Raw genomic sequence first — 24,170 nt, forward strand, 5'->3', positions numbered from 1 at the left:
CTTTATTTAATCTTGTCTTTCTTGTTCTTTTTAGATTCATAAAAAGGCAAAATCAAACGGCATTTAGGATAGTTGGCACAACCCAAAAAATAACCAAATCTGCTTTTTCGCAAAACAAGCTTTCCGCCGCATTCCGGACACTTAGGATGCTCTCGGCGGAGTTCTTTTAATCTCTTTTTTTCTTTAGCGCTTAACTCCTGCTCTAAATTGTCTTGATTATTTAAAGACTCTTTATAATTACACTTCGGGAAATTGCGGCAACTAATGAATTTGCCAAAACGACCAAATTTAACCACTAATTCACCACCACATTTAGGACATTTTCTTTTTAAAACCTCAACTTCAGTTTCCTTTGTCTTTTTAATCTGCGCATCCTTTTCTTTCAGCAGTTTTTCTAAAGGACCATAAAACTCTGCTACTACCTTGCTCCACTCTCTCTTGCCAAGAGCAATCTCGTCCAGCTCTTTCTCCATTTCAGCAGTAAATTGATAATCAACAAGATGAGGAAAATGTTTGAGCAAAAATTCTGTTACTTTTTCACCCAAATCAGTAGGAAAAAGATAGCGTTTTTTCCGTTCAATATAGTGGCGCTTGTAAAGAATATCTATAATCGGCGCATAGGTAGAAGGCCGACCAATGCCTAAATCCTTGAGCTTTTTCACTAAGCTGGCTTCAGTATAGCGAGCTTTAGGTTTAGTTTGAAAAGCCAAAACCTGCAAATCCAGGGGCTTGAGTTTTTCTCCCTCTGTTAAATTAGGAATAATAGAGGTCGACATCCAATAAGGATAAATTTTTAAAAAACTTTCAAAAACCTGCTTTAGGCCTTTGGCTAAAAACACATAATCCTTATCTGCCTGAGCTAAAAGATAAATAGTATTTTCTTTAAACTCTGCTGGCTTCATCTGTGAAGCAACTGTCCGCCAAAAAATAAGCTCATAAAGACGCAACTGATCTTTTTCTAAAAAAGGTTTAACCTTGTCCGGAGAAAGCCCGATATCAGTCGGTCTGATAGCTTCATGTGCTTCCTGCGCATTTTTAGGAGCTTTATACTTTTTAATTGATTTAGACAAAAATTTAGAGCCAAACTTATTTTGCACAAAAGCTCTAATTTTCTCTACTGCTTCTTGAGCTAAAGTGGGAGAATCAGTACGCATATAAGTAATAAGACCAATCCTTTTTCCTGAAATCTCTACACCCTCATAAAGTTGTTGAGCTAAAAACATCGTCTTTTTGGCAGTAAAACCCAAACGTTGAAAAGCATCCTGCTGTAAAGTAGCGGTAATAAAAGGTGCTGGCGGAGAAACAAACTTGCTGCGGGAAATGATTTTTTGTACCTGAAACTCTCTATTCTTAAGCTTTTCTTTTATCTTTTCCACTTCTTTTTTGTTCTTAAAATAAAACTTATCCAAAACTTTTTTACCTATCTGGTGCAAGCGAGCGCTAAATTGAGAACCTTTTTTAAAATCTGCCTGCAGGACAAAATAATCTTTTGGCTGAAACTCTTTAATCTCTTTTTCCCTTTCAACCAGCAAACGCAAAGCTGCAGACTGGACACGACCAGCAGACAAACCCCTAAGAATCTTGCGCCATAAAAAAGGAGAGAGCTTATAACCAAAAAGACGATCAATAATGCGGCGAGCTTTCTGCGCTCCCACTAAATCTTCTAAAATCTGGCGCGGCTTTTTTAATGACTCTTTTATTGCCCTTGGAGTAATCTCATGAAAGGTAATACGCTTAGGATCTTTAAGTTTCAAAATTTCCTGCAAATGCCAAGCAATAGCTTCCCCTTCTCTGTCAAAATCAGTAGCCAAATAAACCTCTGCGTCCTTAACTGCTTTTCTAAGCTGACTGATAACTGCCTTTTTCTGAGGCAAAATCCTATACTGAGGAGCAAAATTCTTTTTTATCTCTACTCCAAGCTTAGAACGGGGCAAATCTCTGATATGCCCATAAGAGGAAAGGACAGAAAAATCCTTTAAAAAACGGGAGATAGTCCGGGCTTTTGCTGGAGACTCAACAATAATAACTTTTTGTTTCATAAAGCTTGATAAAATCCTGAGCCAAGATTTTTTATTTTACCTTTGACCTCTAACTCACTCAGTTTAGCCAAGGTTTTTGAAGCACTCAAGCCAAGATGTTTTTGAACCTCCTCTATATATCTGGGCTGAGACAAAAACAAAAGCAGAGAATCTGACTTTTTGTTCTTTGTTTTGGGCCAAAAACTAATAAACTCCTCCTCAATATCTTTAGCCTCAAAAACAGGTTTGGCACCTTGCCTCATTAAAGTAAAGCAACCCTTGCTTGTCAAGCGGAATATATTAGCCGGAACCGCCATAACCTCCCTGCCATAACGAGCCGCATAACTGGCAGTACTCAATGACCCAGATTTTTCTCCAGCCTCAACTACTACTGTAGCTAAGCTTAAACCGGCAATAATACGATTGCGGGCTAAAAAATAGTATCTCTCTGGCTTAAATCGCGGCGGATACTCACTAATGACCGCTCCGCCGCTTCTTACTATTTTTTCCGCCAGCCCCTGGTTAAGAGAAGGATAAAGAGCTAAAAAACCAGAACCCAAAACCGCCACTGTTTTATGGTCTGACTCTAAAGCTGCTTGATGAGCAAAGCTGTCAATACCCACAGCTAAGCCAGAAACAATCACCCAAGGACAGACAAGATTAAAAATTAAATTAAAAACAGCTTTCTTGCCGTACAAAGTCGCCCGTCTTGCTCCTACAAAAGACAAAGAACGCTGACTTAAACTTTTACTTTTGCCCCAAACAAAAAGATAAACCGGGGGATCAGCAATCTCTTTTAAAATTTGGGGGTAATTTTTTTGGTCTAGACGCAAAAGATTAAACTCTTTTGCTTCTTTAAACTCTTTTTCTAAAGCCGAGAGATTTAAACTTTCTAAACGTTTATAAAAACTGCGGCTCACACCCTTGAGAGGTCTGGGATTTTTAAGATAGCGAGAATTCAGAGCTTGGGCAGACTTAAGAGCTAAAAAATCCTTTTGGGAAGGCAAAGCATTAGCTAAACAAAAATCAACAAAACGCATTAATTAAAAGATAGTGGCAAAATTTTTTAGAATCAACAAAAAATTTTAATCTTTTTGTTTTATTTTCTCCCAAGCTTGAGAAACCATTTCACTAAAAAGATAAGCCCCTACTTGGTTTATGATTCCATGCTGGCGTTTGCCAAATATCTCTCCCTCTCCCCTTTTCTCCAAATCCCTCAAAGAGATTTTATAAAACGCTTGCGGCTCTTTTATCAGCGAGAGAAAATCTACTAACCTTTCATAAGAACTATCGGGCAATTTTTTAGGCACAGCCACCCAAAAATAAGAAACTTGGCCAGCACGACCAATACGCCCTCGCAACTGATAAAGATCTCCTATACCCAACCTGGAGCCATACCAGAGAATCATTGTCTGCGCTCCGGAAATATCTAAACCATGCTCTACAATAGCAGTAGCCACCAACACATCTACTTTTCGCAAAGAAAAACGGCTTAAAGCCTGAGCCAGCTTATCCTTAGGCATCCGGCCGTGAGCCACAGCCACCTCAAACCCCATGAATTTAAGTTTTGAAGATATGTTTAAAACATCTTTAATTAAAGGAGCCACAAAATAAACGCCTTTTTTCTTCTTGGCTGCCCTCTTAATTACTTTTTCAATCCGGGACCAATCACTTTGGGAAAGAACCCTGTCTTTGATTTTTCTTTCAACCCACCCTTCTAAAACAGACATTGTTTTGATTTTAGAAAGAGAAAGATAAAGGGTGCGAGGTATGGGGGTAGCGGTTAAGGAAAGAACACTTAGGGAAGGATTTTTAAGACGCCACTTTTCTTTTTGTTTCACACCAAAACGCTGTTCCTCATCAATAACTGCCAAACCTAAATTTTCAGCTTCTAAAGAAGCGAACAAAAGCTTGTGGGTGCCAATAAGCAAATCAATCTTTCCTTCATTAAACTTCTTTATTATTTCCTGATTCTTCTTTTCTTTTTGCAGACTGCAAACCAAGGCGACCCTAACGGGCAGGTTTTGCAAACGCTCTTTAAAAACCAAATACTGCTGTTGAGCCAAAATAGTAGTGGGAGCTAAAAAAACAACCTGCTTATCAGGTAAAAATAAAGAAGCTACCCGCAACGCCACCTCAGTTTTGCCTGAACCTGCTGGACCGATCAAAAGATGGTCAAAAGGCCTCTTCTGAAATAACAAGTTTTGAATTTCCTGCAAAGCCTTTTTTTGGGCAGGGGTCAAACTAAAAGGACAGGTTTTTTCCAGATGCTTTAAAAAAAATTGTCCAAATCTTTTGATCTCTATTTTCTGCCTTTTTAAACTTTTATAAAGGGCAAAAAGCTTTTTAGCCAGTTTTTCTGCTTCTGCCTCTGCCAATATTTTTGTTTTTTCCCACCCACTTTTGCCAAGAGAGGAAAGATGAGGCTTAAGACCAATATATTTAGTCAGCCGTCTTTTTTCTTTTAAGGGAACATACAAATAAGCATTATTTTGAAAACGCAAGTGATAGTAAAATTCTCTTCTCTCCGCTTGAGGCAGGACTTGCTCATCTAAACTCAAAGGCAGTTGTTTAGGACCAATACCCTCTAGTTTAGCAATTCCGTGATCAATATGGACTACATAATCGCCAACAGAAAAATCAGTTATGCTCTTAAAACGACGAATTTTAATCTTTTTTTGAAAATCTTTGTCAGTAAAAAAATGCCAGCGGCCCAAACTAAAACCAGAAAAATCCAAAGGAGGTAAAAAATATATTTTTGCCTTTTTAGCCAAAGCCTTCAAAGCTAATTCATAACGGGAAAAGAGAACCACTCGTTGTTGAGAAGAATGCGCCAAACGGATTACTTCTTTGAAAGTTGAATAGGAATGGGGCTTACATAAAATTAAAGATTCTGAATGTTTAAGTTCAGAAAACTTTATGGGATAAACAAAAAGGGAATCAACTATCTCAAGAGATTTTTGGCTGCGTTGGTCAAAAAAATAGATCCTCTCAAGAGTCTGGTCAAAAAACTCTAAACGCACGGGATACAAAGAAACATTATCCCAAAAATCAACCACCTCTCCTCTAAAAGAAAATTGCCCTTTTTCATAAACTAGGGGGGATTCAACAAAACCCAAAGCAGAAAATTTCTGGCGCAAAACTCTCTGGGAATAATCTTTGCCTTGCCTCAGCCAAATACCCTCCCCTCTCTCTTTGGCCGATATGTGTCGCACAATATATAGAAAAAGCTCTGGAGCTTGAGGAACCTCTCCTTTTTTTAAAAAAGAGAGAGTGCGCTGAACTTCGGGTTCAGCAGCGAACCCTGTTATTATTTTTTCTAACGGCCGCATTTCCATGTAGCTTTTATGTGGAGTTCAAAATATTATCTCCTCTTGTTTACACCTTATATCTCTTCTGTCTCTATACCCATACTTTTAGCTGTACCTACCACTATCTTCATCGCTGCTTCTAAATCATTAGTATTAAGATCAGGCATCTTTATTTTAGCTATTTCCTCAATCTGCTGGCGAGTTAATCTGCCTACTTTTTTCTTATTAGGTTCACCCGAACCTTTGGCAATATTAAGAGTTTTTTTAATTAATTCTGAAACAGGCGGTGTCTTTACTACCAAATCAAATGTTCTGTCTTTATAAACCACTACCTCAGCTGTCACCTTCATACCTTTGTTTTCTTGAGTAAGCTGATTAAACTTATTGCAAAACTCAACAATATTCACTCCGTACTGGCCCAAAGCCGGACCCAAAGGAGGTGCAGGAGTAGCTTCGCCTGCTTTAGCCTGAATTTTAAACTTTACTTCTATCTCTTTTGCCATAACTTATTATTATTTTAGATTTTGCGCGCTTGGTTAAACTCCACCTCAACAGGAGTCTCCCGACCAAACATATTTACCAAAACCTTAAGTTTACCTTTGGATTCATCTACTTCCTCTACTACCCCTTCAAAATCCTTAAATGTACCCCGAGTAATGCGGACATGTTCTCCTGCCTTAAAATCAGCCGCATAAACAGGCTCCTGTCTTTTAATCCGACCAAAAATTTCATTTAGTTCTTTGGGGTTGATTGGCGAGGGACGTGTGCCAAAACCTAAAAACCCAGTCACGCCGGGGGTGTTACGCACCACATACCAAGAAGCATTATCCACTATCATCTCTACCAAAACATAACCCGGGTAAATATGCTTTTTTATTACTTTTTTCTCCCCTCCTTTAAGCTCTATCTGTTTCTCCTTAGGAGCAATGACTTGAAAAATTTTGTCTTCCATACCGAAAGATTTGACCCGTTGTTTAAGCTGCTTCACCACCCGATCCTCATAACCAGAATTGGCATGAATCACATACCACCGCGCCTTAGGATGGGAAGAAAGCTTAAATCCTTGTTTGCGCTTAGAGTCTATCTTTTTTTTCTTGCTTTTTTTCTTTTCTGCTTTTGCCATAGCTTTTATTTTATTTTAAAGCCACATACCAATTTATTAACTTGGCTAACACATAGTCAATACCAGCTACAACTAAAATGGAAATCAAAATAGCAATAATAACAATAACAGCGTTATAAACCACTACCTCTCTTTTTGGCCACTGGATCTGTTTTGTCTCCCTAACTACCCCTTGAAAAAAATCTCTTATTTTAGCCAACATAATCTTTATTTACCTTGTTTTATACTCTCCACTCTGACTAAAGAATAAAGAGTACGAACCCCCTTTTTGCGGTGATAGCCTGTTTTTGGCTTGTATTTAAAGGCTATCTTTTTTTCTCCCTTTAGTTCTGACTCTACTACCTTAAGATGACAAACATAACTCCTGACTTCTGGTTTTCCTATTAAAACCTTATTGCCGTCAACAACCAAATAAGGCTTGATTTTAAGGCTTTTCTTGCCCTTAAGATAATCAACCAAAAACTCCTCCCCTTCTTTTATTAAAAACTGCTGCCCAGACAAAAAAATCACCGCCACCTTCAGCTTTTTCTTTTGGGATTGAGAAGTTTTGTTTTGAGTTTTTGTCTTTGCCATAAGAAAATTTTTAACTCCAGAATTTTAACAGAGATAAGCCCCTCTGTCAATCAAAAGCCCTACAAATATCTTAAAATTAATTTTAGCTAAACTCAAGTTTGCGACTACGACGGCAAATATTAGAAATAATACCTAAGATTAAATAACTGGTCAGCAAAGAAGACCCCCCATAACCCAAAAAAACCAAAGGCAGACCAGTAATAGGCATAATTCCTAAATTCATACCAATATTAACTATAATTTGAAAAAGAAAAATAGAACCAAAAGCCAATGTTGCTAAATAAGCCAACTCTTCTTCAGCTTGATAAGCAATCTGCAAAATTCTAAAAACTAAACCCAGACATAGAAGGATTATTATCAGTGAACCAGCAAAACCCAATGCTTCGGCAGCGGTAGCAAAGATAAAATCAGCATACCTAATAGGAAGAAATTGTAATTGGCTTTGGGTCCCCCTTCCCAAGCCTTTTCCCCACATCCCCCCTGAACCTATAGCTATCATTGACTGCCAAACATTGTATCCAGAACCCAAAATATCTTCTTTAGGATTCAAAAAAGTAAAGATTCTTTCCTTTTGGTAAGGCTTGAGGACAAAATTAAAAACCAAAGGAATACTAATCAAAAGAATAGCTAGAAAAATATACAAAAATTTGCGGTTTTTGCCTGAAAAAAAATAGATTAAAACCCCTGAAACCAAATAAACAATCGCTGTCCCTAAATCAGGTTCTTTAGCCACCAAAAACACAGGCAAAAACAATAAAAATAAAAAAATAAAAAATTCTTTGGCCTCTACCCTTTTCTGTTCTTTTAGATAACCAACTAAACTTATAACCAAAATAACTTTAAAAATCTCTGAAGGCTGAAGGTTAAAAAAACCAAGACTAATCCACCGCGAAGAACCAAACTTAGTTTCCCCTACAATTAAAACCACAACCAATAATAAAACTCCAAAAACATAAAGATAAGGCCAAAAACCAAATAGAGTTTGGTAATAAAGACGAGAAAAAGAAAAGAAAACTATCAGACCCAACACAAGGAAAACGCCCTGATAAATCGCTAAATGATCCTCACCTGAAAGAGTAGCCAAAAGAAGAATGCTTAAAAGAGAAAGGAAAAGAGCCGGCAAAAGAAGCCAAAGATCAAAAGAAAACCATTTTTTCATTGGTATATCTTCACTTCTATATTAGCATCCAATAAAAACTGGGAGAGCTGCTTTTTACCTTTTTTTATCCTGAGCTCAGAATTAGTCTCTGCTTCCACCTCTTTAATAATTGAAGAAATAGCTTTTTCTGAACATTCTAAACAAAATACCGCATTTTGCCCATATTTATAACCCAATTTTTTACGTAAAGACTGAATTTGTCTCACCAATTCCCTCTTAAAACCTTCCTTTTTTAAAGCCGGGGTTATTTCTGTATTCAGACCAAGTTTTTTTCTTGTTTTTACTTCTTTAACATTTACCTCTCCTTTGATTAAATCTGCTTCCTCTTGACTAACAGAAAAAGGCAAATAAGCCGCAGCCAAGGGCTGGCGAACTTTAATTTTTGCTTTGCTTCTCAACTCTAAAAGATCAGAAATCGCTTCTCTAATAAGCTCCATTTTTTTCAAAACATCCAATTCAGGTTTTTGAGTAGTTTCTATCTGGCACAAATGAACACTTATAGGATCCTTTTCTTCTCTTAGTTTTTGAAAAATAATCTCACTTAAATAAGGCAAAAAAGGAGCTGAAAGAATGGAGAACTTTTTCAACACTTGGGATAAAATATAAAGTTTAGCGGTCGCTGAATTTTTATCCTTAATCAAACTCTTAACTCTGCGTACATACCAAAGAGAAAGTTCAGCAATAAAATCCTCAATTTTGCGAGCTGCTTTAACTAATTCATAGTTTTCCATCAACTCAATAACCTCTTGAGAAGTTCTCTCCAACAAAACAATAATCCATTTGTCTAAAAAGTGAAGTTTTCGCGGGCGCTTAAAATTATCAATCTTATATGTTTTAGCTGTGTAGTCTAAAAAGAGATAACAGTTGTAAAAACGCATTATTACATTGCGAAATGTATGCGCTAAAAGTCGCTCAGAAAAACGGTAGTTTTGCCCTAAAGGAGCAGAGCTAAGCAGAAAAAAACGCAAACTGTCAGCCCCATACTGATCAAAAACCCGCTGAGGATCAGGATAATTCTTTAAGCGCTTGCTAAGTTTTTTGCCATCTTCTGCCAAAATAATACCGTTAACTACTGCATTTTTAAAAGCAGGTTTATTTTTACCTAAACCGATATTTTTTAAAGTAAGAATGGCAGCTAAAACATGAAGCGTGTAGAACCACCCCCGTGTCTGATCTAAACCTTCAGCAATAAAATCTGCAGGGAAAGATTTTTCTGCTTTATTCTTATTTTCAAAAGGATAGTGCCAATGAGCATAAGGCATTGATCCTGATTCAAACCAGCAGTCAAAAACCTCAGGCACTCTCCTCATTAACCCCTGACATTTAGGGCAGCTGTAAGTAACCTTATCAATATCAGGACGGTGTAGATCTTCAGGAACCTCTGCTCCTTTATCTTTCAACTCTTGAACCGAACCAATAACTTCCTGATAATGACAGCTCTCACACTCCCATATAGGCAAAGGAGCGCCCCAATAACGGTTTCTGGAAATAGCCCAGTCTTTAGCTTCAGCTAACCATTTGCCAAAACGCCCGTGTTTTAGATAATGGGGCAACCAGTGAATTTCTTCATTGTTTTTAAGCAACTGTTCTTTCAAAGCTGACACCTTCACATAGTAAGTTTCTACAGGATAATAAAGCAAAGGGGTTTCGCAACGCCAACAGTAAGGATAGCTATGTTTTACTTCTTCTTTTTTAAAAAGTAAGCCCCTTTCCTGAAGATCAGCTATCACCTTTTCATCTGCCTCCTTAATCCAGAGATTTTTGCCGGGTTCAACCAAACTCTTACCTTCCCCGTCAACTGTCAAAAGAATAGGAAGACCATTCTTTCTTCCCAACTCCATATCATCTTCTCCAAACGCTGGGGCAATATGAACTATACCTGTACCCTCTTCCAAATTAACAAAATCACCTTCATAAACCTGATAAACCTTATCAATTTTTTCATTTTTGGGCAATAAATTTAGAGCTTGAGGGTACAGAGGCTCATACTCAGAACCAAGCAAATCTTCTTTTTTTAGGGTAGCAATTTTTTTATAGTTAATATTCTCTAAAACCGGCAACCTCTCTTCAGCTAAAATCAAATTTTTATCCCCCACCTTGATTTTTACATAACGAAAATCACCTATAGCCAAAGCTAAGTTAGCTGATAAGGTCCAAGGTGTAGTTGTCCAGACCAAAAAATAAGTATTGGCTTCACCTTTGAGTTTGAAAAGAACATATATTGATTTATCCCTTACATCACGATACCCTTCGCTTACTTCAAAATTAGACAACGGTGTGCCGCAACGTGGGCAATACCCAGTAACTTTAAAATGCTTGTAAAGAAGACCCAGTTTATCAACCTCTTTCAAAACCCACCAAACCGTCTCAATATAAGAATTATCCATTGTGTAATAAGCGTTCTTGTAATCTGCCCAACGACCCAAGCGAGTCAAAACCTTAACAAAATCATCAATATGACGTGTAACCGCTTGCCGACAAGCCTGATTAAATTTTCGAATACCTAATTTTTCAATCTCTTTTTTGGAACGAATACCAAGCTCTTTTTCTATTAAGGTCTCTACCGGCAAACCATGGCAGTCCCACCCCACTCTTCTTTCTACTTTATACCCACGCTGGCTAAAAAATCGACAAACAGTATCTTTTATAGACGAAGCTAAAATATGGCCGTAATGAGGTTTACCAGTAGCAAAAGGGGGGCCGTCATAAAAACTAAAGTTTTTCTTCTTGCCCTTAAGCGTCTTTTGATAAATCTTGTTTTTTTGCCAAAAAGAGAGTATCTCTTCTTCTTTTTGGCTAAAATTAAAACCGCTCATTGTTCTTTTTTAGTTTGGATTTTATCTAAAATTTGGTTAACTAATTTATCAGCACGACTATTCTTTTTGCGGGGGATATAAACAAACTCAACTTCCATTCTAGTTTCCCAAATCAAACGCTTAATTGCAATAAAAAACTTCTGCATCCGTTCATTTTTAACTTTAAAATTTCCGCCTAGCTGTTTGGCTACCAACAAGGAATCAAGAAAAAAAATTGCTTTTTTAACCTTAAGTTTTTTGAGATGCTTTAAAGCCAAAATCACTGCCCGATATTCAGCCTCATTATTTGTCCCCTTGCCCCAAAACTTGCCTCCTTTTGCTATCAATTTACGCTTAGGAGATAGAACAAGATAAGCTGAAGCTGAGGGACCGGGGTTGCCCCTAGAAGCACCATCGCAATAAACAAAAAAATTTTCTTTCATCTGTTTTATCTTATCAGAAGCAAGTTTTCTTATCAAAACTCTGCCTGATAAATAGAATAATCCAAAACATCAGAAATACTCTTTAGGCGGTTGGGAAATTTAACAAATAAAGTGCGGCAATCAGTTGCAGAACATCCGTTACTAATAATTAATGTTTCCGGAACGCCTAATTTATCACCAGAGCCAAAATTAAAATAAAGTTGACCAGCGCTGTTAAAAACCTTAATTTTTAATAAGCGGAAACGAGAAAAATTACGCACCATAAAACTGCATTTCTCTACTCCGTTTTCGTAAGCGCACCTTGTCCTACTTAATCGCAGTTGATTTTCTCCGCTGCCAAAAAGAGAGCCCAAAGACTCCAATCGGGATGAGCCACCAACGAAATGATAGCGCACCAACCCCTCAATCATCTCTTGATTATTAGGATCTTCAGCCCTGAACCAAACCAAAGCTTTTTCTTTTTCTGCTGGGTTGCTGCCCAAAGGCACAAAACTGACATTTAGACGACCTTCATAGCGAGAAACATCAAAAAGAAGCGAGTCATCCTTTTTAAGGTCAAAAATTTGCGGGGAAACAGCAGTATAGCTACTTATGGCAAGAGTGTTATTAAAATTACTATCGTAGTAATGAACTCGTGGGTAATGAGTTGCCTTTTGGTAATAACTACGAGCACTACTAAAATCTAAATATTCGGAAGTTGTAGAACTCAAAAAACCTTTTATTGCTGTCCTTGGCCAATTTAGAAAAAGAAGCGAATCAGAATTGTAAGGTGTATAGTTATCAATTTTGTATAAAGCTGTCTCAATTCCTCCCCAAGCCATCCAGTACTTTAACTCATCTTGGTAAGACTGACGCCTAGATAGCACAGAAAAAACCACTAAATTAAAACTCAATTGCATTATTGCGACCAAAGCTCCTATAAGCATCACTGAGTAAAGCAAAGCTGAGCCGCGATTTGTCCTTTTCATAAATAAGGATTAGCTTTAACTAAAGGCACAAAAACTTGCTTAAGCTCTCGCCAATAGGTTTTCTTGCCCCATTGCTCTACTAAAGTAACCTCCATTTTAACCCATAAATCAAAAGGTCTTATCTCTGTTTGGGGATCAAAAATACTTTTAGCTACCTTCTTTTGGGACGGCTTAGCTGTTATTTGGAAAAAATGTCTTTTGTTCTTGTCAAAATTACCTAATTCAGACCACCCTACACCCTCTTCGCGCCAAATAGTTCTGCCGCCCTCCTCTTCTTCAACCCAGTTTTTAACCTTTATTTTGCCTGTTTCCCCGCTATCATCTAACCAAAAAACATATATTTTACCCGATCGTTCATCTTTAATATACAAATAACGGCCACGCGCAGAATGGTTTAAAACCCCTCTAATTTTTCTCAAAACTGCATTGTTGTGTTGAGTATTGCCTGGATCCAAAAAGTCTTTAGAAGCAAAGAAAAGATTAGCTTTTTTATCCAAAAGAGTTGGCCAAAAGTCAGAACCGTCCAGCAAATCTCCATTAGCTTCCCTTACTGCTGACCTGATTGTTTCTGTAATATTTTTAGCGTTTTGCCCCAAAACTACTGTCATTTCCAATTCTTTCCTGCTTCTTAGTGCTCCTGTCAATATGCCGTACACCACAACTAAAAGAGAAGTAAAAATAAAACTAGCCAACAAAAGCTCAATTAAAGTAAAACCTTTTTGGTTCTTTGCCATCATTTTTAAAGATAATTGCCAAGTAGGGTGTAGAATTTCTTTATTTTTTCTCTGCCAAACCTATCTTGCCATTTAACCTCAAATTTTACCTTAACCAAACCCTCTTCTTTTTGGGTAGAATCTCTATCTTTATAAACAGGCTCTAAGCAAAGGCGATAATTAAGACGCACTGAACCACTATCGTTAACTATTTTATTCACCTCCTGCCAAGAATGAGCGCCCAAAAGAGTATTTATCTTCCAAGTATTGTCGTCCAAAGAAAGATAAAAACAAGAAGCATCTCTCAAAGGCAAGATACTGCTTTCCCAATTAGTTGTTTTGTCTTTGTCAAAAGCTATTTGGTTCCTATAAGCAACTAAAGCTGAAAACTGCTCTTCAGCTAATAAATTAATATAGCTTTCAGCGTTATGCCTTAAAATCTCATTTAAATTGTTAATATTCATATAAACCACAATTAAAACTATTCCTCCTAAAATTCCTAAAGAAACCAAAACCTCCATCAAAGTAAAACCTGCATTTTTAAAATTTTTAAACCTCTTTAAGCTCAAAGCCATAAATTATCTTCTTTTTATCAACAACCATACACTTTTTCTCTTTTTGGCGCTTAAAACAAATCTCGACTAAAAAATCACCATTTTCTTTTTTTAATGTAGGAATAGCATTGATTTTTTCAAGATTTAAACCACCTAAACCCTGATTAAGTATTTCAATTTCTATTTTCTCTAAATCACGACCGCCGTTCTTATCTTTCCCCTCAATAACAATATCATTCTCTTGGTAGTTAATAAATGCCAAACATGTTCTCAAAGAAACACCAGGTCCTGTTTTACACTCTGTTGCAAATTCCTGGTTTTCAAAATCAAAAGTAATAAATACATCTTGACATCTTCCTTGACGCAATGATTCTTGGGCAAAAATAAGAGCTTTCTTAGTTCTAATTATTACTGAATCCAGCAGCTCTTTTTGAGACATAGAGGAAAAATTATACAAAACTCCTCCGCTAAGAATAGCAATAACACCTAAAACTAAAATTATTTCCACCAAGCTAAAACCCCTATTCTTAGCAAAAGCCATTACTTTTTATTTTATCACAAAAAATTAAGCAAAAAACCCCTCGCTTGGGGAAAGAAATAAAGAACAAAAAAAGAAAAAATTAAAAACGGAGCAAAAGGAACCAAGCTTTGACGTTCCTTAACCTTTAACAAAAGCAAAAAAACAGCCACTATCCCCCCAAAAACAAAAGCTAACCAAATAAAAATCAAACTCAACCTCCATCCCCAAAAAAGACCCAAAACCCCTCCTAATTTAGCATCACCAAGACCAAACCATTTGCCTTGAGAAAATAAATAAAGCGACCAAAAAAGAATAAAAACTAAAACCCCTCCCAACAAACTTTGCCATATTGAGATATTAGCTAAGGGCGGAATTTTAAAAATATATTTTACTAGCCACAAGCCAAAAATAATTAGAATAAATCCATCAGGAATAACCATTTTTCTAAGATCATAAAAAGCAACAACTAAAAGAAAAGAAGTAAAAAAACAGGCAAAAATAAATGCTTTGCTAAAGCCAAACTGCCAAAAAGATAAAACAAAAACTAAACCACTAAACAATTCGATCAATAATACTCTCCAGCCTATAGGTTGCTGGCAATATCGGCACTTCCCTCTTAAAAGCAAAAAACTAATTAAAGGTATTAAATCTTGAGCATAAAGACGGTGGCGGCAATGAGAACAAAAAGAATAACCTCTCAAATTAAGACGCAAACCTTTATGAGAAACAAACTGCAATCTGCTGACTATTACCTCTAAAAAGCTCCCCCAAATTATCCCACCAACAAAAGCACTTAATAAATTCCAATACAAGATATAATTTAACTCTTTAACCTACATTTCTTGGCAACTCCCTCCTGTAGAACAAATAAAACGTTTGCCTCTTTTGCTTTCGTAATATGTCTGCACAGTATAATCAGTAATAGAAGCATTATGATAAGAACTCCCCTGCCGCCACGCATAAGCCCCTATGTCAGTACCCCTGACATTACACGGCCCTATTTTTCCTGTAGCTGGATCACTACTTAAATAGGGGGAAAGATCTGCCCAAGAAGTAGCATATTTGCCGTTATCATTGTAATAAGACTCTTGCGCTTCTGAAATAGATCTCACAATTGCTTTTCTTTGCGTATCTCTTGCTTGCGACCTTACTCTTGAGGTGGCCACTAATACCAAACCAGCCAAAATTCCCAAAATAGCGATTACTGCCAAAAGCTCAATAAGGGTAAAGCCTCTGCTTTGTTTAAGGGCGGTTTTAATCATAACTAATAAATTAGTTTTTAACTATATTAATTTTATTCTATCCCACCTTATCTTCCAAGTTATCCACAAGTTAACTTATTGGCAATTGAACTAAGCCATAAATAGGCCCAAATACTGACCAAACCATTATTGCCACCCCTACAGCCAAAACTACAATTATAATTGGTTCCACCAAAGACACGACTTTTTTGACATAAGAATCTGTTTTTTCCTGATAATACTGGGCCAAACGCAGAAACATCTTTTCTAAACTCCCTGTTTGTTCCCCAACACTAATAAGCTGGGATTCTAAAGTAGGAAAAACGCTTTCCTGTGCCAAAGAAGAACTAAAAGGCAAGCCTCTTTCTACTTTAGCCTTAATTCTATCTAAAGACTCTTTAATAATTAAAAAAGACATTGAGTTTTTAACTAAGTCAATCGCCTCTAAAATAGGGGTGGCAGATTTAAAAAGAAGATAGAAAAGACGATTAAGTCTAGCCATTTGGCTCCGCAGCAGCACGTCTTTAACTACAGGCAAAGAAAAAAGCAGTCTTTCTGTCCACATCTTTACTTTTTTACTGGAATTAATACACCAGTAAAAAAAGATGCCAATAACAATTAAACCTAAAAGCAATGCCCACCAATAATGGGCTAAAAACATACCTACTCCAACTACCAATTTTGTTTGCCAAGGAAGATCAACATTAGCTTCTTCAAAGAGTACTTTAATTCTAGGCACAAAATCAGTAATCACTAAAAAACCAACAACTAACATTGCTGCTACTACAAATATAGGGTAAAGAAGAGCTGACCAAAGTGAGCTGGAAAAATGTGCTTCATCCTCTAGGATTTTAGCTAAAGTCTCAAAAACCTCGGGCAGATTTCCTGAAGCCTCTCCTGAACGCACCACCGCAATAATTACTGGTTCAAAAACATCACTATAGCTTTCCATAGCTTTACTCAAACTATTGCCAGCCCTTACCTGTTCGCCAACATTTCCGACTATTTCTTGAAAATACTTGTTTTGTGTCTCTGTTTCAATAATTGCTAAAGCTTTATCAATAGGAAAACCAGCCTTAAGCATGGTAGCTAACTGACGCATAAAAACAGCTTTTGCTCCAACACTCACCTTTTTAAAAAAAGTAAAACTTCCCTCCTGTTTCTCTTTTATCCACAAAACCAAAAGACTTTGTTGTTCTAAATGCTTTTTGGCTGAAAGCGCATCTTGGGCTTCAATAACACCAGTTTGAATTGTTCCTTTTTTATCCTGAGCGCTGTAAAAAAAATTTTTCATAGTTTAGTAAAGTTCTTGTTTAAAAACTTGGGGGTTTTCAGCCCAAACCAAAGCATCCTCAATCTTTACTTCACCCCTTTTGACCAACTCTATTAGGGTTTTATCCAAACTAATCATACCCTCAGCAAAAGAAGTTTGAATAATATTGGGAATCTGATGTGATTTACCTTCCCTAATGGCATTTCTTACAGCTACATTGGCAATCAAAACCTCACAAGCAACAATCCTACCCCCTTTAGTACGAGGCAAAAGGCGTTGAGAGATAACACCTAAAAGAGTGTTAGCTAGCTGCTGTCTAATTTGCCGCTGTTGATGTTCAGGAAAGATATCTACGATTCTATCTACTGTTTGAGCTGCGTTATTAGTATGCAAAGTAGTCAAAACTAAATGTCCGGTCTCAGCTAAAGTTAAAGTAGCTTCAGCACTATCCTTATCTCTCATTTCTCCCAAAAAAATTACATTAGGATCTTCTCTTAAAGCTGAACGCAAAGCCCGTTTAAAAGAAAGGGTATCAGTATAAACCTCCCTTTGGGCAATAATTGATTTTTTATTTACAAAAACATACTCTATAGGATCCTCAACAGTAATAATATGTTCACTGCGGGTCTGATTAATGTATTCAAGCATTGAAGCAATAGTGGTTGATTTTCCGTGCCCAGTAGGACCAACCACAATAAAAAGCCCTTGTTTGGCTGAAGCAAACTTTTCCAGAATCGGAGGCAAACTTAATTCAGCAAAACTCCTAATTTCTGAAGGGATAACTCTTAAAGAAACACTAACATCCCCTTTTTGACGAAAGATATTTACTCTCATTCGATGGTTGTCAAAAGCAAAAGAAAAATCAGCCTCCTTTTCCCGCTCAAACCTTTGCCTTTGCCAATCGTCCATAAAGGGAGAAACCATCTTTAGTATCTCTTCCGAAGTAAATTTTGGAGTCTTTTGTACTACCAAATTACCGTTTATCCTAAAAACCGCCGGCATGCCCGGGAAAAAATGAACATCAGAGGCCTTGCTTTGGCAAGCCAAATGAAATACCTCCTCTGCTTGAGCTTTGTAATTTGCCCCTTCTGCACTAGTAGGAGGGGAGGTGAAATTTTCTTTAACCATACCTAAGTATAATTTTATCCCACCGCTGACTTCTCTTTATCCACAGGTAAACTTATTCTAAAACTGCTCTTTTAGTTCTGCCCCCATAATTGAAACCCGCAAAGCCTCCTCTAATGTTGTTTCTCCTCTGGCAGCTTTAACTAAAGCATCTTCAAACATAGTCACCATACCTTTTTTTCTAGCTGCCCTTAAGATGTCTGTCCCCCTAACTCTTTGAGTAATAAGTGCCTGTATTTCGTCATCTATCTCTATAGCCTCAAACACGCCAATTCGTCCCAAATACCCCTGATGGCAACGCGAATCCTCTATCCCTTTATAAAATCTATAAGGAGGCTCGGGAATATCTAAACCGCTATTTTTAGGTATCTGTTTAATAATGCGAGCCACTTTTTCATAAAGAGCTTCAGGTATCTTTTCTTCAGTTTTGCCATAAGGGCAGATGCGTCTAACCAAACGCTGAGCTATAACTAAATTAATTGCAGAAGCAATCAAAAACGGCTCAATCCCCATATCAACTAAACGTGGAATGGCGCCAGAAGCATTGTTGGTATGCAAAGTAGTCAAAACTAAATGGCCGGTCAAAGCCGCGTGGATTGCCATTTCTGCTGTTTCTTTATCCCTAATTTCACCAATCATAATAATATCTGGATCTTGCCTTAAAATCGACCGCAAACCAGAAGCAAAAGTAAAACCCGCCTGCGGTCTAATTTGTGACTGGGCAATACCTTCAATTTCATATTCAACTGGATCCTCTAAGGTGACAATATTAACTTCGGACCTGTTAATCATTGAAAGAGCTGCATAAAGAGTTGTTGTTTTTCCTGAACCAGTAGGGCCGGTAACAACCACCATGCCAAAAGGTTTTCTAATATTTTCTACCATATGCTCATAACTTGCCCCCCTTAAGCCAAGGGTTCTTAAATCCATCAATTTTTTTTCTTTTTCTAAAATGCGCATTACCACCTTTTCTCCATAAACAGTAGGCAAAGTGGAAATACGCAAATCAATTTTTTTCTCTCCAAACATCACACTAAAACGACCATCCTGAGGTTTTCTTCTCTCATCAATCCGAAGATCAGCCAAAATTTTGACACGGCTGACTAAAGCCGGAAGCAACTCCCTTTTAATCTCTGCTACCTGAGACAAAACTCCGTCAATACGATACCGGACTAAAACCTTATGAGAAAAAGGCTGAATATGGATATCTGAAGCTCTTTTAGAAATAGCAAAACTAATAATAGCAGCTATCATTTGGGGCACATAACCTTTAGCTAAAATATCTCGCAACTCCTGCACAGAACGCGGCTGCTCAACTAATAATTTTTCTAAAGATGCCAACGCCTCCTTTTTTGTAGTATCAACAGCTGAAACTTGAGATTTTTTTGTGATCACCCGAGAAACAATATGAGCTGCACCGGCTTTCTTTTTAAGAATTTCTTTTTTGTAGTCTTTTATAGTTTTTTCTATTTGCGAAGGCAAAGCTCCATAAACCTCTAACTTAACTCTATTCTTATCCTCTATATACCTGACCAATGCCCGAACTGCAGGATGCGTAGGCCAAGCAGTAGCTACTTTGTAAACCTTATCCCCCAAATGCTCAAATACTAAAATTTTGTACTTCTTAGCGATATCTAAAGGTATTTTTTTTAAAAGTTCTTTTGGTTTATGACTATAAAGATTTATTTCAGACACATTAGCTATCTGGCAAAGCACCTTGAGTATCTCTCTTTCTCTCTGGCTAAACTTAGTGTATAAAATCTCTTCTAAGCGGTGGTTTTCTTTTTGTTTTATTCTCCTTAAAAGCTCTATCTCTTCTGGACTAAAAACTCTTTGCTTTTCTAAGGCCAAAATTATCTCCTCCTCTTGGTCAATAGCCTTTTGGGGACGCAAAGATATCACTTTATTCAACATTGTTCTAATTATACCATCTTTTCCTTTTCAAAACTTTTATATCACGGGTTCCAAAAAAGAAAAAAACCTATTGAAAAGGATTTGTTTTGCCAATCTGCTCAGCTGAATAAGTAATGGGAAGATTGGTATAGGAAGATCTATTTTTTAATTCAGAAACTGTTTTTTCTTTTTGCACTGAAACATAGGAAGTATTGGTTTCCTCGGGACGGGAAAACCAATAAAGCAAAACCACAGCTGCTACCCCAATAATAGCCAACAGGATAAAATTTCCAGTTTTTTTCATAAATTTTATTTAGCTAAATAGTAAACTATTAATTTAAAATTAGCACTCAAATTGCCATCAAGATTCTTAGAAAGAGTAAGGCTATCTATACGAGAAACACGTTTTATTTTTTCTAAACGAGAGATAAAATTTTTAAGATTATTATAGCTTCCTTCTGCAGTTATGGTTAACTCATAAGAAGTAATGGTCCCTTTTTTAGCTGAATTGGCAGAATAATCTAAAGAAGGAGAAAAATCACTTAAGCCCACTTGTGACTTAAAGGCAGCTGCCTCAATACTGGACAATAACTCTGCTGTCGCTGAACTATCAGGAAGAGCTATCTGTAATTCTTGTTGGAAAGTACTTTCTTTTATCTTTTCACTTAAAGCACGAGTAAAATCTTGGCGCGCCTCCCAATTGACTAGTTCTTGTTTTGTTTCTCCTAATTCTTGACCAGAAGCAAAAAGCAATTTTGCTCCTTGGAAAATACCAAAATAAAGTACTACTATGCCTAAAACAACTAAACCGATTGATACCAAACTTGATTTATTAAACCTCATTTTAAAGTTTAGATTCTAAAATAAAAGAAACAATCACTTTACCGTTTTCTGCTGAATGGTTGGCTTCCCTAACCTCTACATTATCTAATAATGCACTCTGCTGTTTTAAAGCGGTAGCAAAAAGAGGCACAGAACGGTAATCAGTAGTAATCCCACCAATAATTAACTTATCCTTCTCAATCTCTATTGAAGAAAGAACAGTATTTTTGGGAATAGATTTTTCAATATCAGCGAGAAGTTTGCTCACCACTGGCTGACCATACAAAGTAGCTAACTTGCCTATTCGGCCTTCCAATTGAGAAAGCTCTTCCTCATCAACCTGAGCATAAACCTCAGCTTTGATTGACTGAATTTTTGAATTTTGACGCTGAACAACAATCATCCTCCAAGCATATCCTAACCAAATAATTAAAGCTAAAGCCAAAAAATATATTACCCCTCCTACTAAAAGACGGTTATCTCCTGATAATGTTAATTTTTTCTCTGTTTCTTCCATTCTGTCTTTTATTATACTAAATTTCGCCAATTTAAGTTATCCACACCAACTTTATTCGGAAGGTGGGTAATAAAGATATATTTTTTCTAACAAAGGAGAAAGTCCAGGGATATCACGCCAATAAGCCTCTTTATCTCTTCCCTGAATTTCAACATTGCCTTCAATCTTTTTAGCAATAAAAGCCCCTAAAAGATTAACTGGCGACTGAACCTTTATTGTTCCTCCGATATCCCCATAGGGCAAAACAATAAATACACCGCGCGCGCAGCTTATATCAGAAGATAAATTTAAATTTCCTCCCCAAACTAAAACGCCAAAAGTTTTTTCACAAACAGCACTCGCTAAATCAGAACTCAAAATATATTCTCTACCCGGCGAACTTCTGGAATCAAGAATATAAAGCCTGCCTGAACGCAAAGTCAAACCATCCAAACTATCAACTACCTTTATACCTGTCGGCTGCTCACTGAGAAAATATTCCAAAATTCCACTTACCTCTTTTTGAAATCGTTGTGAAGCAGAATAACTCTCTTCCTCAAAATCATAATCACGCAAAAGAGCCAAACTGCCTTGGGGATAATGAAAACTGCTATTAGCAGAAAGCACAACCAAATCAGCTCTCAAGGGAATATCCTGACTTTCTAAATATATATCACCTTGACCTGAAATTCCGGGAGAAACAAGAAGGTTGTATTGGGGCAAACTGTTTTCCTCCAAACGACCTTCCTGAGAAGCAAACCACTGTATTTTAGAACCAGCACAATCCACACATCCGGAACCTAAAGCACTATCTTTAATAGAAAAATATATCTTTAAATTTAAGTTTTCAAATATGGTATCTTCTGGAAAAACAATCTCTAACTGCCCATTATTCTCATTTACACTATCAGGCACAACCTGAACTCCACCGGCAAAAGCCTCAACACTATTAAAAGTAAGCAAAGATGGGGAAAAACTTTCCACTACTTTTATGCCTCCCGTACCACTCAAAGCTTCTAATATCTGGCGGAAAATACTCTCAATGTTTTCACTTCCTTGAGGAATATAGTAGTACATTCCTCCAGTTTCAAAAGATAAGCCATTTAAAAGATTAAATTTGACACCTGGCAAAGGCAAATCTGTCTTGACCAAAGAATATTGGATTCCTGACCTTTCCCTAACTTCAAAAACCGCACTTCTGTCTCCGCCTCTACCATCAATGCTGCCTGGACACACAGAAGACGGACAGTTATAAATAGGATGAATAGATGTTAAAGACGAGGATTCTCTCGGAGGGCTCCCATCCGCATCTTCGCCATAACCTACATTGTATAATTTAATATTATCGCTCTTAAGCGCCTCAATTAATTCTAAGGAATTAGCTGGCGGATGATTGGTGTCACAATCATAATGCGGATTCCGACTAGGATTCTCAAGATATCTCTTAAAATCCCAATTTTCTGTGCAGGCATACTGAGGATTGTTTTGATTTAAATAACAAGCGCTTTCATTCCCCGGACTAGGATTAGCAATATAAAATATATTTTCTTTACCCTGTCTGCCATCTGTAAAATTTAAAATTACTTTTTTGGCTGAATTATTTTTTACCTTGTTATTAAACAACCTTAATCCTTCTGAAAGTCCCCACCCCATTGCTGTCTGGTGGCATTTGCGATCAGCAATACGGTCTTCGGTAATTTTCTCAACTTGCTGACGTAAACTACTAACTTGAGAAGTAAAATTAATTTCTTCTACCCAATTAGGGTTATTATAGGTCTCTTTCCATTCACCGTTATAATAACCAATCATTGTGTCATAACGCAGTAAAGCCACCCTTATCTTTGTTGAAGAAGTTCTTCTTAAATTAATTTGCTCTAAACTATCCAAAAAAGTTAATAAACCTTCCTGTGCCGCTTCCATTTTACTCCGACAACTCTCGTTTAATTCCCTTCCATCTTCACATTTATTGGTCATAGACCAACTACTATCTACCAAAAGAAGTAAATAAGTCTCCTGGGCTTCTTTTTTTAATGGTTCTATTTCTAAATCAATCTGAATATTAGCTCTATTTCTTACTTCATTAGTTGTGGAGGAAGAAAGGAGACGGTTTTGCCCTCGATAAACCTCGTAAACACTCTTAGCAAAAACAGGGAGCTCACCCTCTTCTATTCCTTCTTCTGAAAAAAGAAAAAGATGCGCTGCTGGCGGTGGAACCATTCCTAAAACTGTATTAGAGGACAACATCAAAAATAAAGCTACTGCTAAAACAAACAATTTTTTAAAACTATGCATTAAGTCAATTATAGCAGAACTAAAAAAATATTAAAAAGTGGAATAAAAAACTACCTTACTTTACTTTTTAAACCCCACCCATTTAGCTAATTCATCCAACTCTCGTACCCCTACTTTTGCTTCCCCTTTATACTTCCAAGTAGGCACTCCCTCAATTTGCGCCTGATTACACACAGCCATATTTTCTTCAAAATAGCAATCTATACTCTTTAGATATTTTTGCGCTTCCCCAAACATCTCCAATTGATCATGGCAATGAGGACAACTATTTCCATAGTAAAGCACCACACCTTTCTCTGCTAAAAACTTTGCCAACCTCTCTTTATCTTTGTTGCTCCAATCAGCTGAATAGTTCTGCTCCTCATTATTGCTTTCTAACGGACCCGTTACTTCGCCAGCAACATTTTGGGTAGATTTGCTTTTAATATACCAATACATACCGCCAACAGCAGCCAAAAAAATAATAAAAAAACCTAACACTGCCAAACCAATTCGCTCACCAATCTTATCTGCTTGTTTCTTTTTCATAAAAGGAATTGTTTTAAAAATAACAAACAGGAGCGGGAGGACTCGAACCCCCAACTCCGGTTTTGGAGACCGGCAGTTTACCAGTTAGCCTACGCTCCCATTATTAAAACTTAATTTTTAACTACCTTACTTCCTCATGTAGTGTTCTTTGACGGCAAACAGAACAATACTTTTTAAGTCTAAGCTTCTCTTGTTCTTGCACTAAACGCCGCGACTTACTTACGCGGTAATTTAAGCGCTTGCATTTTTGACAAGCTAATTTTACCAAATTTTTCTTTTCCTTTTTTGCTGTTGCTTCTGCCATAACTAATTTTTATTTTATC

25 protein-coding genes and 1 tRNA gene are annotated in these 24,170 nt (G+C 36.9%); all 26 read right to left on the bottom strand.

What is annotated here, in order from left to right; translation table 11 throughout:
- Nucleotides 1-2: 2 nt before the first annotated feature.
- The 26 genes from topA to rpmG all read right to left on the bottom strand — a co-directional run bounded on the left by topA (nucleotide 3) and on the right by rpmG (nucleotide 24,151).
- A complete protein-coding gene (gene topA, locus J7K05_02580) occupies nucleotides 3-2,039 on the bottom strand; it encodes a type I DNA topoisomerase (GenBank protein MCD6195053.1) in 2,037 nt (678 codons plus the stop codon).
- Nucleotides 2,036-3,058, bottom strand: coding sequence for a DNA-processing protein DprA (gene dprA / locus J7K05_02585; protein ID MCD6195054.1), 1,023 nt, complete (start codon nucleotides 3,056-3,058; stop codon nucleotides 2,036-2,038). Before dprA ends, topA begins: the two co-directional genes overlap by 4 nt.
- Before the next feature lie 45 nt (nucleotides 3,059-3,103).
- A complete protein-coding gene (locus J7K05_02590; GenBank protein ID MCD6195055.1) occupies nucleotides 3,104-5,356 on the bottom strand; it encodes a DEAD/DEAH box helicase in 2,253 nt (750 codons plus the stop codon).
- 47 nt (nucleotides 5,357-5,403) lie between these two features.
- Nucleotides 5,404-5,832 carry a 50S ribosomal protein L11 gene (gene rplK / locus J7K05_02595; GenBank protein ID MCD6195056.1) on the bottom strand — a complete coding sequence of 143 codons (429 nt, stop codon included), beginning with the start codon at nucleotides 5,830-5,832 and terminating at the stop codon, nucleotides 5,404-5,406.
- A 14-nt stretch (nucleotides 5,833-5,846) separates the two neighbouring features.
- Nucleotides 5,847-6,452, bottom strand: coding sequence for a transcription termination/antitermination factor NusG (nusG, locus tag J7K05_02600; protein MCD6195057.1), 606 nt, complete (start codon nucleotides 6,450-6,452; stop codon nucleotides 5,847-5,849).
- Between the two features lie 10 nt (nucleotides 6,453-6,462).
- The gene (gene secE, locus J7K05_02605) at nucleotides 6,463-6,654 is read right to left on the bottom strand and encodes a preprotein translocase subunit SecE (GenBank protein ID MCD6195058.1); all 192 of its coding nucleotides are present in this window, start codon (nucleotides 6,652-6,654) and stop codon (nucleotides 6,463-6,465) included.
- Nucleotides 6,655-6,659: 5 nt separating this feature from the next.
- A complete protein-coding gene (gene rplU, locus J7K05_02610) occupies nucleotides 6,660-7,025 on the bottom strand; it encodes a 50S ribosomal protein L21 (GenBank protein ID MCD6195059.1) in 366 nt (121 codons plus the stop codon).
- Nucleotides 7,026-7,107: 82 nt separating this feature from the next.
- Entirely contained in the window at nucleotides 7,108-8,184 is a 1,077-nt protein-coding gene (rodA, locus tag J7K05_02615; GenBank protein MCD6195060.1) for a rod shape-determining protein RodA, read from the bottom strand.
- Nucleotides 8,181-11,000 carry an isoleucine--tRNA ligase gene (locus J7K05_02620; protein MCD6195061.1) on the bottom strand — a complete coding sequence of 940 codons (2,820 nt, stop codon included), beginning with the start codon at nucleotides 10,998-11,000 and terminating at the stop codon, nucleotides 8,181-8,183. Before J7K05_02620 ends, rodA begins: the two co-directional genes overlap by 4 nt.
- On the bottom strand, nucleotides 10,997-11,422 hold the full coding sequence (locus tag J7K05_02625) for a ribonuclease HI family protein (protein ID MCD6195062.1): 426 nt from the start codon (nucleotides 11,420-11,422) through the stop codon (nucleotides 10,997-10,999). The genes J7K05_02620 and J7K05_02625 overlap by 4 nt, the downstream gene beginning before the upstream one ends.
- 32 nt (nucleotides 11,423-11,454) lie before the next feature.
- Nucleotides 11,455-12,390 (bottom strand): hypothetical protein, encoded by a 936-nt coding sequence (locus J7K05_02630; protein ID MCD6195063.1) that lies wholly within the window; start codon nucleotides 12,388-12,390, stop codon nucleotides 11,455-11,457.
- Nucleotides 12,387-13,124: a type II secretion system protein gene (locus J7K05_02635; protein MCD6195064.1), complete on the bottom strand. Its 738-nt coding sequence runs from the start codon at nucleotides 13,122-13,124 to the stop codon at nucleotides 12,387-12,389. Before J7K05_02635 ends, J7K05_02630 begins: the two co-directional genes overlap by 4 nt.
- 5 nt (nucleotides 13,125-13,129) lie before the next feature.
- Complete coding sequence (locus tag J7K05_02640; GenBank protein ID MCD6195065.1) at nucleotides 13,130-13,678, bottom strand: prepilin-type N-terminal cleavage/methylation domain-containing protein; 549 nt, start codon at nucleotides 13,676-13,678, stop codon at nucleotides 13,130-13,132.
- Nucleotides 13,653-14,198 carry a type II secretion system protein gene (locus tag J7K05_02645; GenBank protein ID MCD6195066.1) on the bottom strand — a complete coding sequence of 182 codons (546 nt, stop codon included), beginning with the start codon at nucleotides 14,196-14,198 and terminating at the stop codon, nucleotides 13,653-13,655. The genes J7K05_02640 and J7K05_02645 overlap by 26 nt, the downstream gene beginning before the upstream one ends.
- A 14-nt stretch (nucleotides 14,199-14,212) precedes the next feature.
- Complete coding sequence (locus tag J7K05_02650; protein ID MCD6195067.1) at nucleotides 14,213-14,989, bottom strand: prepilin peptidase; 777 nt, start codon at nucleotides 14,987-14,989, stop codon at nucleotides 14,213-14,215.
- A 21-nt stretch (nucleotides 14,990-15,010) separates the two neighbouring features.
- A complete protein-coding gene (locus J7K05_02655) occupies nucleotides 15,011-15,439 on the bottom strand; it encodes a type II secretion system protein (GenBank protein ID MCD6195068.1) in 429 nt (142 codons plus the stop codon).
- Nucleotides 15,440-15,509: 70 nt separating this feature from the next.
- Nucleotides 15,510-16,712, bottom strand: a complete 1,203-nt coding sequence (locus J7K05_02660) for a type II secretion system F family protein (protein ID MCD6195069.1) — start codon at nucleotides 16,710-16,712, stop codon at nucleotides 15,510-15,512.
- 3 nt (nucleotides 16,713-16,715) lie between these two features.
- A complete protein-coding gene (locus J7K05_02665; protein MCD6195070.1) occupies nucleotides 16,716-17,819 on the bottom strand; it encodes a type IV pilus twitching motility protein PilT in 1,104 nt (367 codons plus the stop codon).
- A 57-nt stretch (nucleotides 17,820-17,876) separates the two neighbouring features.
- Complete coding sequence (locus J7K05_02670; GenBank protein MCD6195071.1) at nucleotides 17,877-19,730, bottom strand: type II/IV secretion system protein; 1,854 nt, start codon at nucleotides 19,728-19,730, stop codon at nucleotides 17,877-17,879.
- A 67-nt stretch (nucleotides 19,731-19,797) separates the two neighbouring features.
- Complete coding sequence (locus J7K05_02675) at nucleotides 19,798-20,013, bottom strand: hypothetical protein (protein ID MCD6195072.1); 216 nt, start codon at nucleotides 20,011-20,013, stop codon at nucleotides 19,798-19,800.
- A gap of 5 nt (nucleotides 20,014-20,018) precedes the next feature.
- Complete coding sequence (gene pilO / locus J7K05_02680) at nucleotides 20,019-20,552, bottom strand: type 4a pilus biogenesis protein PilO (protein ID MCD6195073.1); 534 nt, start codon at nucleotides 20,550-20,552, stop codon at nucleotides 20,019-20,021.
- Nucleotide 20,553: 1 nt separating this feature from the next.
- Nucleotides 20,554-21,048 (bottom strand): PilN domain-containing protein, encoded by a 495-nt coding sequence (locus J7K05_02685; GenBank protein MCD6195074.1) that lies wholly within the window; start codon nucleotides 21,046-21,048, stop codon nucleotides 20,554-20,556.
- Nucleotides 21,049-21,099: 51 nt separating this feature from the next.
- Nucleotides 21,100-23,319, bottom strand: a complete 2,220-nt coding sequence (locus J7K05_02690; protein ID MCD6195075.1) for a VWA domain-containing protein — start codon at nucleotides 23,317-23,319, stop codon at nucleotides 21,100-21,102.
- 60 nt (nucleotides 23,320-23,379) lie between these two features.
- Nucleotides 23,380-23,847 (bottom strand): thioredoxin family protein, encoded by a 468-nt coding sequence (locus J7K05_02695; protein ID MCD6195076.1) that lies wholly within the window; start codon nucleotides 23,845-23,847, stop codon nucleotides 23,380-23,382.
- Between the two features lie 27 nt (nucleotides 23,848-23,874).
- Nucleotides 23,875-23,946 (bottom strand) — tRNA-Trp (locus J7K05_02700).
- A gap of 22 nt (nucleotides 23,947-23,968) precedes the next feature.
- Nucleotides 23,969-24,151, bottom strand: a complete 183-nt coding sequence (gene rpmG / locus J7K05_02705; GenBank protein MCD6195077.1) for a 50S ribosomal protein L33 — start codon at nucleotides 24,149-24,151, stop codon at nucleotides 23,969-23,971.
- Nucleotides 24,152-24,170: the final 19 nt, after the last annotated feature.

Source organism: bacterium, from assembly GCA_021157605.1.
GTDB lineage: Bacteria > Patescibacteriota > UBA1384 > JAGGWG01 > JAGGWG01 > JAGGWG01.

Coding starts and splice junctions, on each gene's coding strand:
- J7K05_02635 (MCD6195064.1), bottom strand. CDS start 13,124: ATGGCAAAGAACCAAAAAGGTTTTACTTTAATTGAGCTTTTGTTGGCT.
- rpmG (MCD6195077.1), bottom strand. CDS start 24,151: ATGGCAGAAGCAACAGCAAAAAAGGAAAAGAAAAATTTGGTAAAATTA.
- J7K05_02665 (MCD6195070.1), bottom strand. CDS start 17,819: ATGGTTAAAGAAAATTTCACCTCCCCTCCTACTAGTGCAGAAGGGGCA.
- pilO (MCD6195073.1), bottom strand. CDS start 20,552: ATGAGGTTTAATAAATCAAGTTTGGTATCAATCGGTTTAGTTGTTTTA.
- J7K05_02620 (MCD6195061.1), bottom strand. CDS start 11,000: ATGAGCGGTTTTAATTTTAGCCAAAAAGAAGAAGAGATACTCTCTTTT.
- secE (MCD6195058.1), bottom strand. CDS start 6,654: ATGTTGGCTAAAATAAGAGATTTTTTTCAAGGGGTAGTTAGGGAGACA.
- J7K05_02590 (MCD6195055.1), bottom strand. CDS start 5,356: ATGGAAATGCGGCCGTTAGAAAAAATAATAACAGGGTTCGCTGCTGAA.
- J7K05_02690 (MCD6195075.1), bottom strand. CDS start 23,319: ATGCATAGTTTTAAAAAATTGTTTGTTTTAGCAGTAGCTTTATTTTTG.
- dprA (MCD6195054.1), bottom strand. CDS start 3,058: ATGCGTTTTGTTGATTTTTGTTTAGCTAATGCTTTGCCTTCCCAAAAG.
- J7K05_02660 (MCD6195069.1), bottom strand. CDS start 16,712: ATGAAAAATTTTTTTTACAGCGCTCAGGATAAAAAAGGAACAATTCAA.
- J7K05_02630 (MCD6195063.1), bottom strand. CDS start 12,390: ATGAAAAGGACAAATCGCGGCTCAGCTTTGCTTTACTCAGTGATGCTT.
- J7K05_02670 (MCD6195071.1), bottom strand. CDS start 19,730: ATGTTGAATAAAGTGATATCTTTGCGTCCCCAAAAGGCTATTGACCAA.
- J7K05_02645 (MCD6195066.1), bottom strand. CDS start 14,198: ATGGCTTTTGCTAAGAATAGGGGTTTTAGCTTGGTGGAAATAATTTTA.
- rplK (MCD6195056.1), bottom strand. CDS start 5,832: ATGGCAAAAGAGATAGAAGTAAAGTTTAAAATTCAGGCTAAAGCAGGC.
- rodA (MCD6195060.1), bottom strand. CDS start 8,184: ATGAAAAAATGGTTTTCTTTTGATCTTTGGCTTCTTTTGCCGGCTCTT.
- topA (MCD6195053.1), bottom strand. CDS start 2,039: ATGAAACAAAAAGTTATTATTGTTGAGTCTCCAGCAAAAGCCCGGACT.
- rplU (MCD6195059.1), bottom strand. CDS start 7,025: ATGGCAAAGACAAAAACTCAAAACAAAACTTCTCAATCCCAAAAGAAA.
- J7K05_02625 (MCD6195062.1), bottom strand. CDS start 11,422: ATGAAAGAAAATTTTTTTGTTTATTGCGATGGTGCTTCTAGGGGCAAC.
- J7K05_02695 (MCD6195076.1), bottom strand. CDS start 23,847: ATGAAAAAGAAACAAGCAGATAAGATTGGTGAGCGAATTGGTTTGGCA.
- nusG (MCD6195057.1), bottom strand. CDS start 6,452: ATGGCAAAAGCAGAAAAGAAAAAAAGCAAGAAAAAAAAGATAGACTCT.
- J7K05_02675 (MCD6195072.1), bottom strand. CDS start 20,013: ATGAAAAAAACTGGAAATTTTATCCTGTTGGCTATTATTGGGGTAGCA.
- J7K05_02655 (MCD6195068.1), bottom strand. CDS start 15,439: ATGATTAAAACCGCCCTTAAACAAAGCAGAGGCTTTACCCTTATTGAG.
- J7K05_02685 (MCD6195074.1), bottom strand. CDS start 21,048: ATGGAAGAAACAGAGAAAAAATTAACATTATCAGGAGATAACCGTCTT.
- J7K05_02640 (MCD6195065.1), bottom strand. CDS start 13,678: ATGGCTTTGAGCTTAAAGAGGTTTAAAAATTTTAAAAATGCAGGTTTT.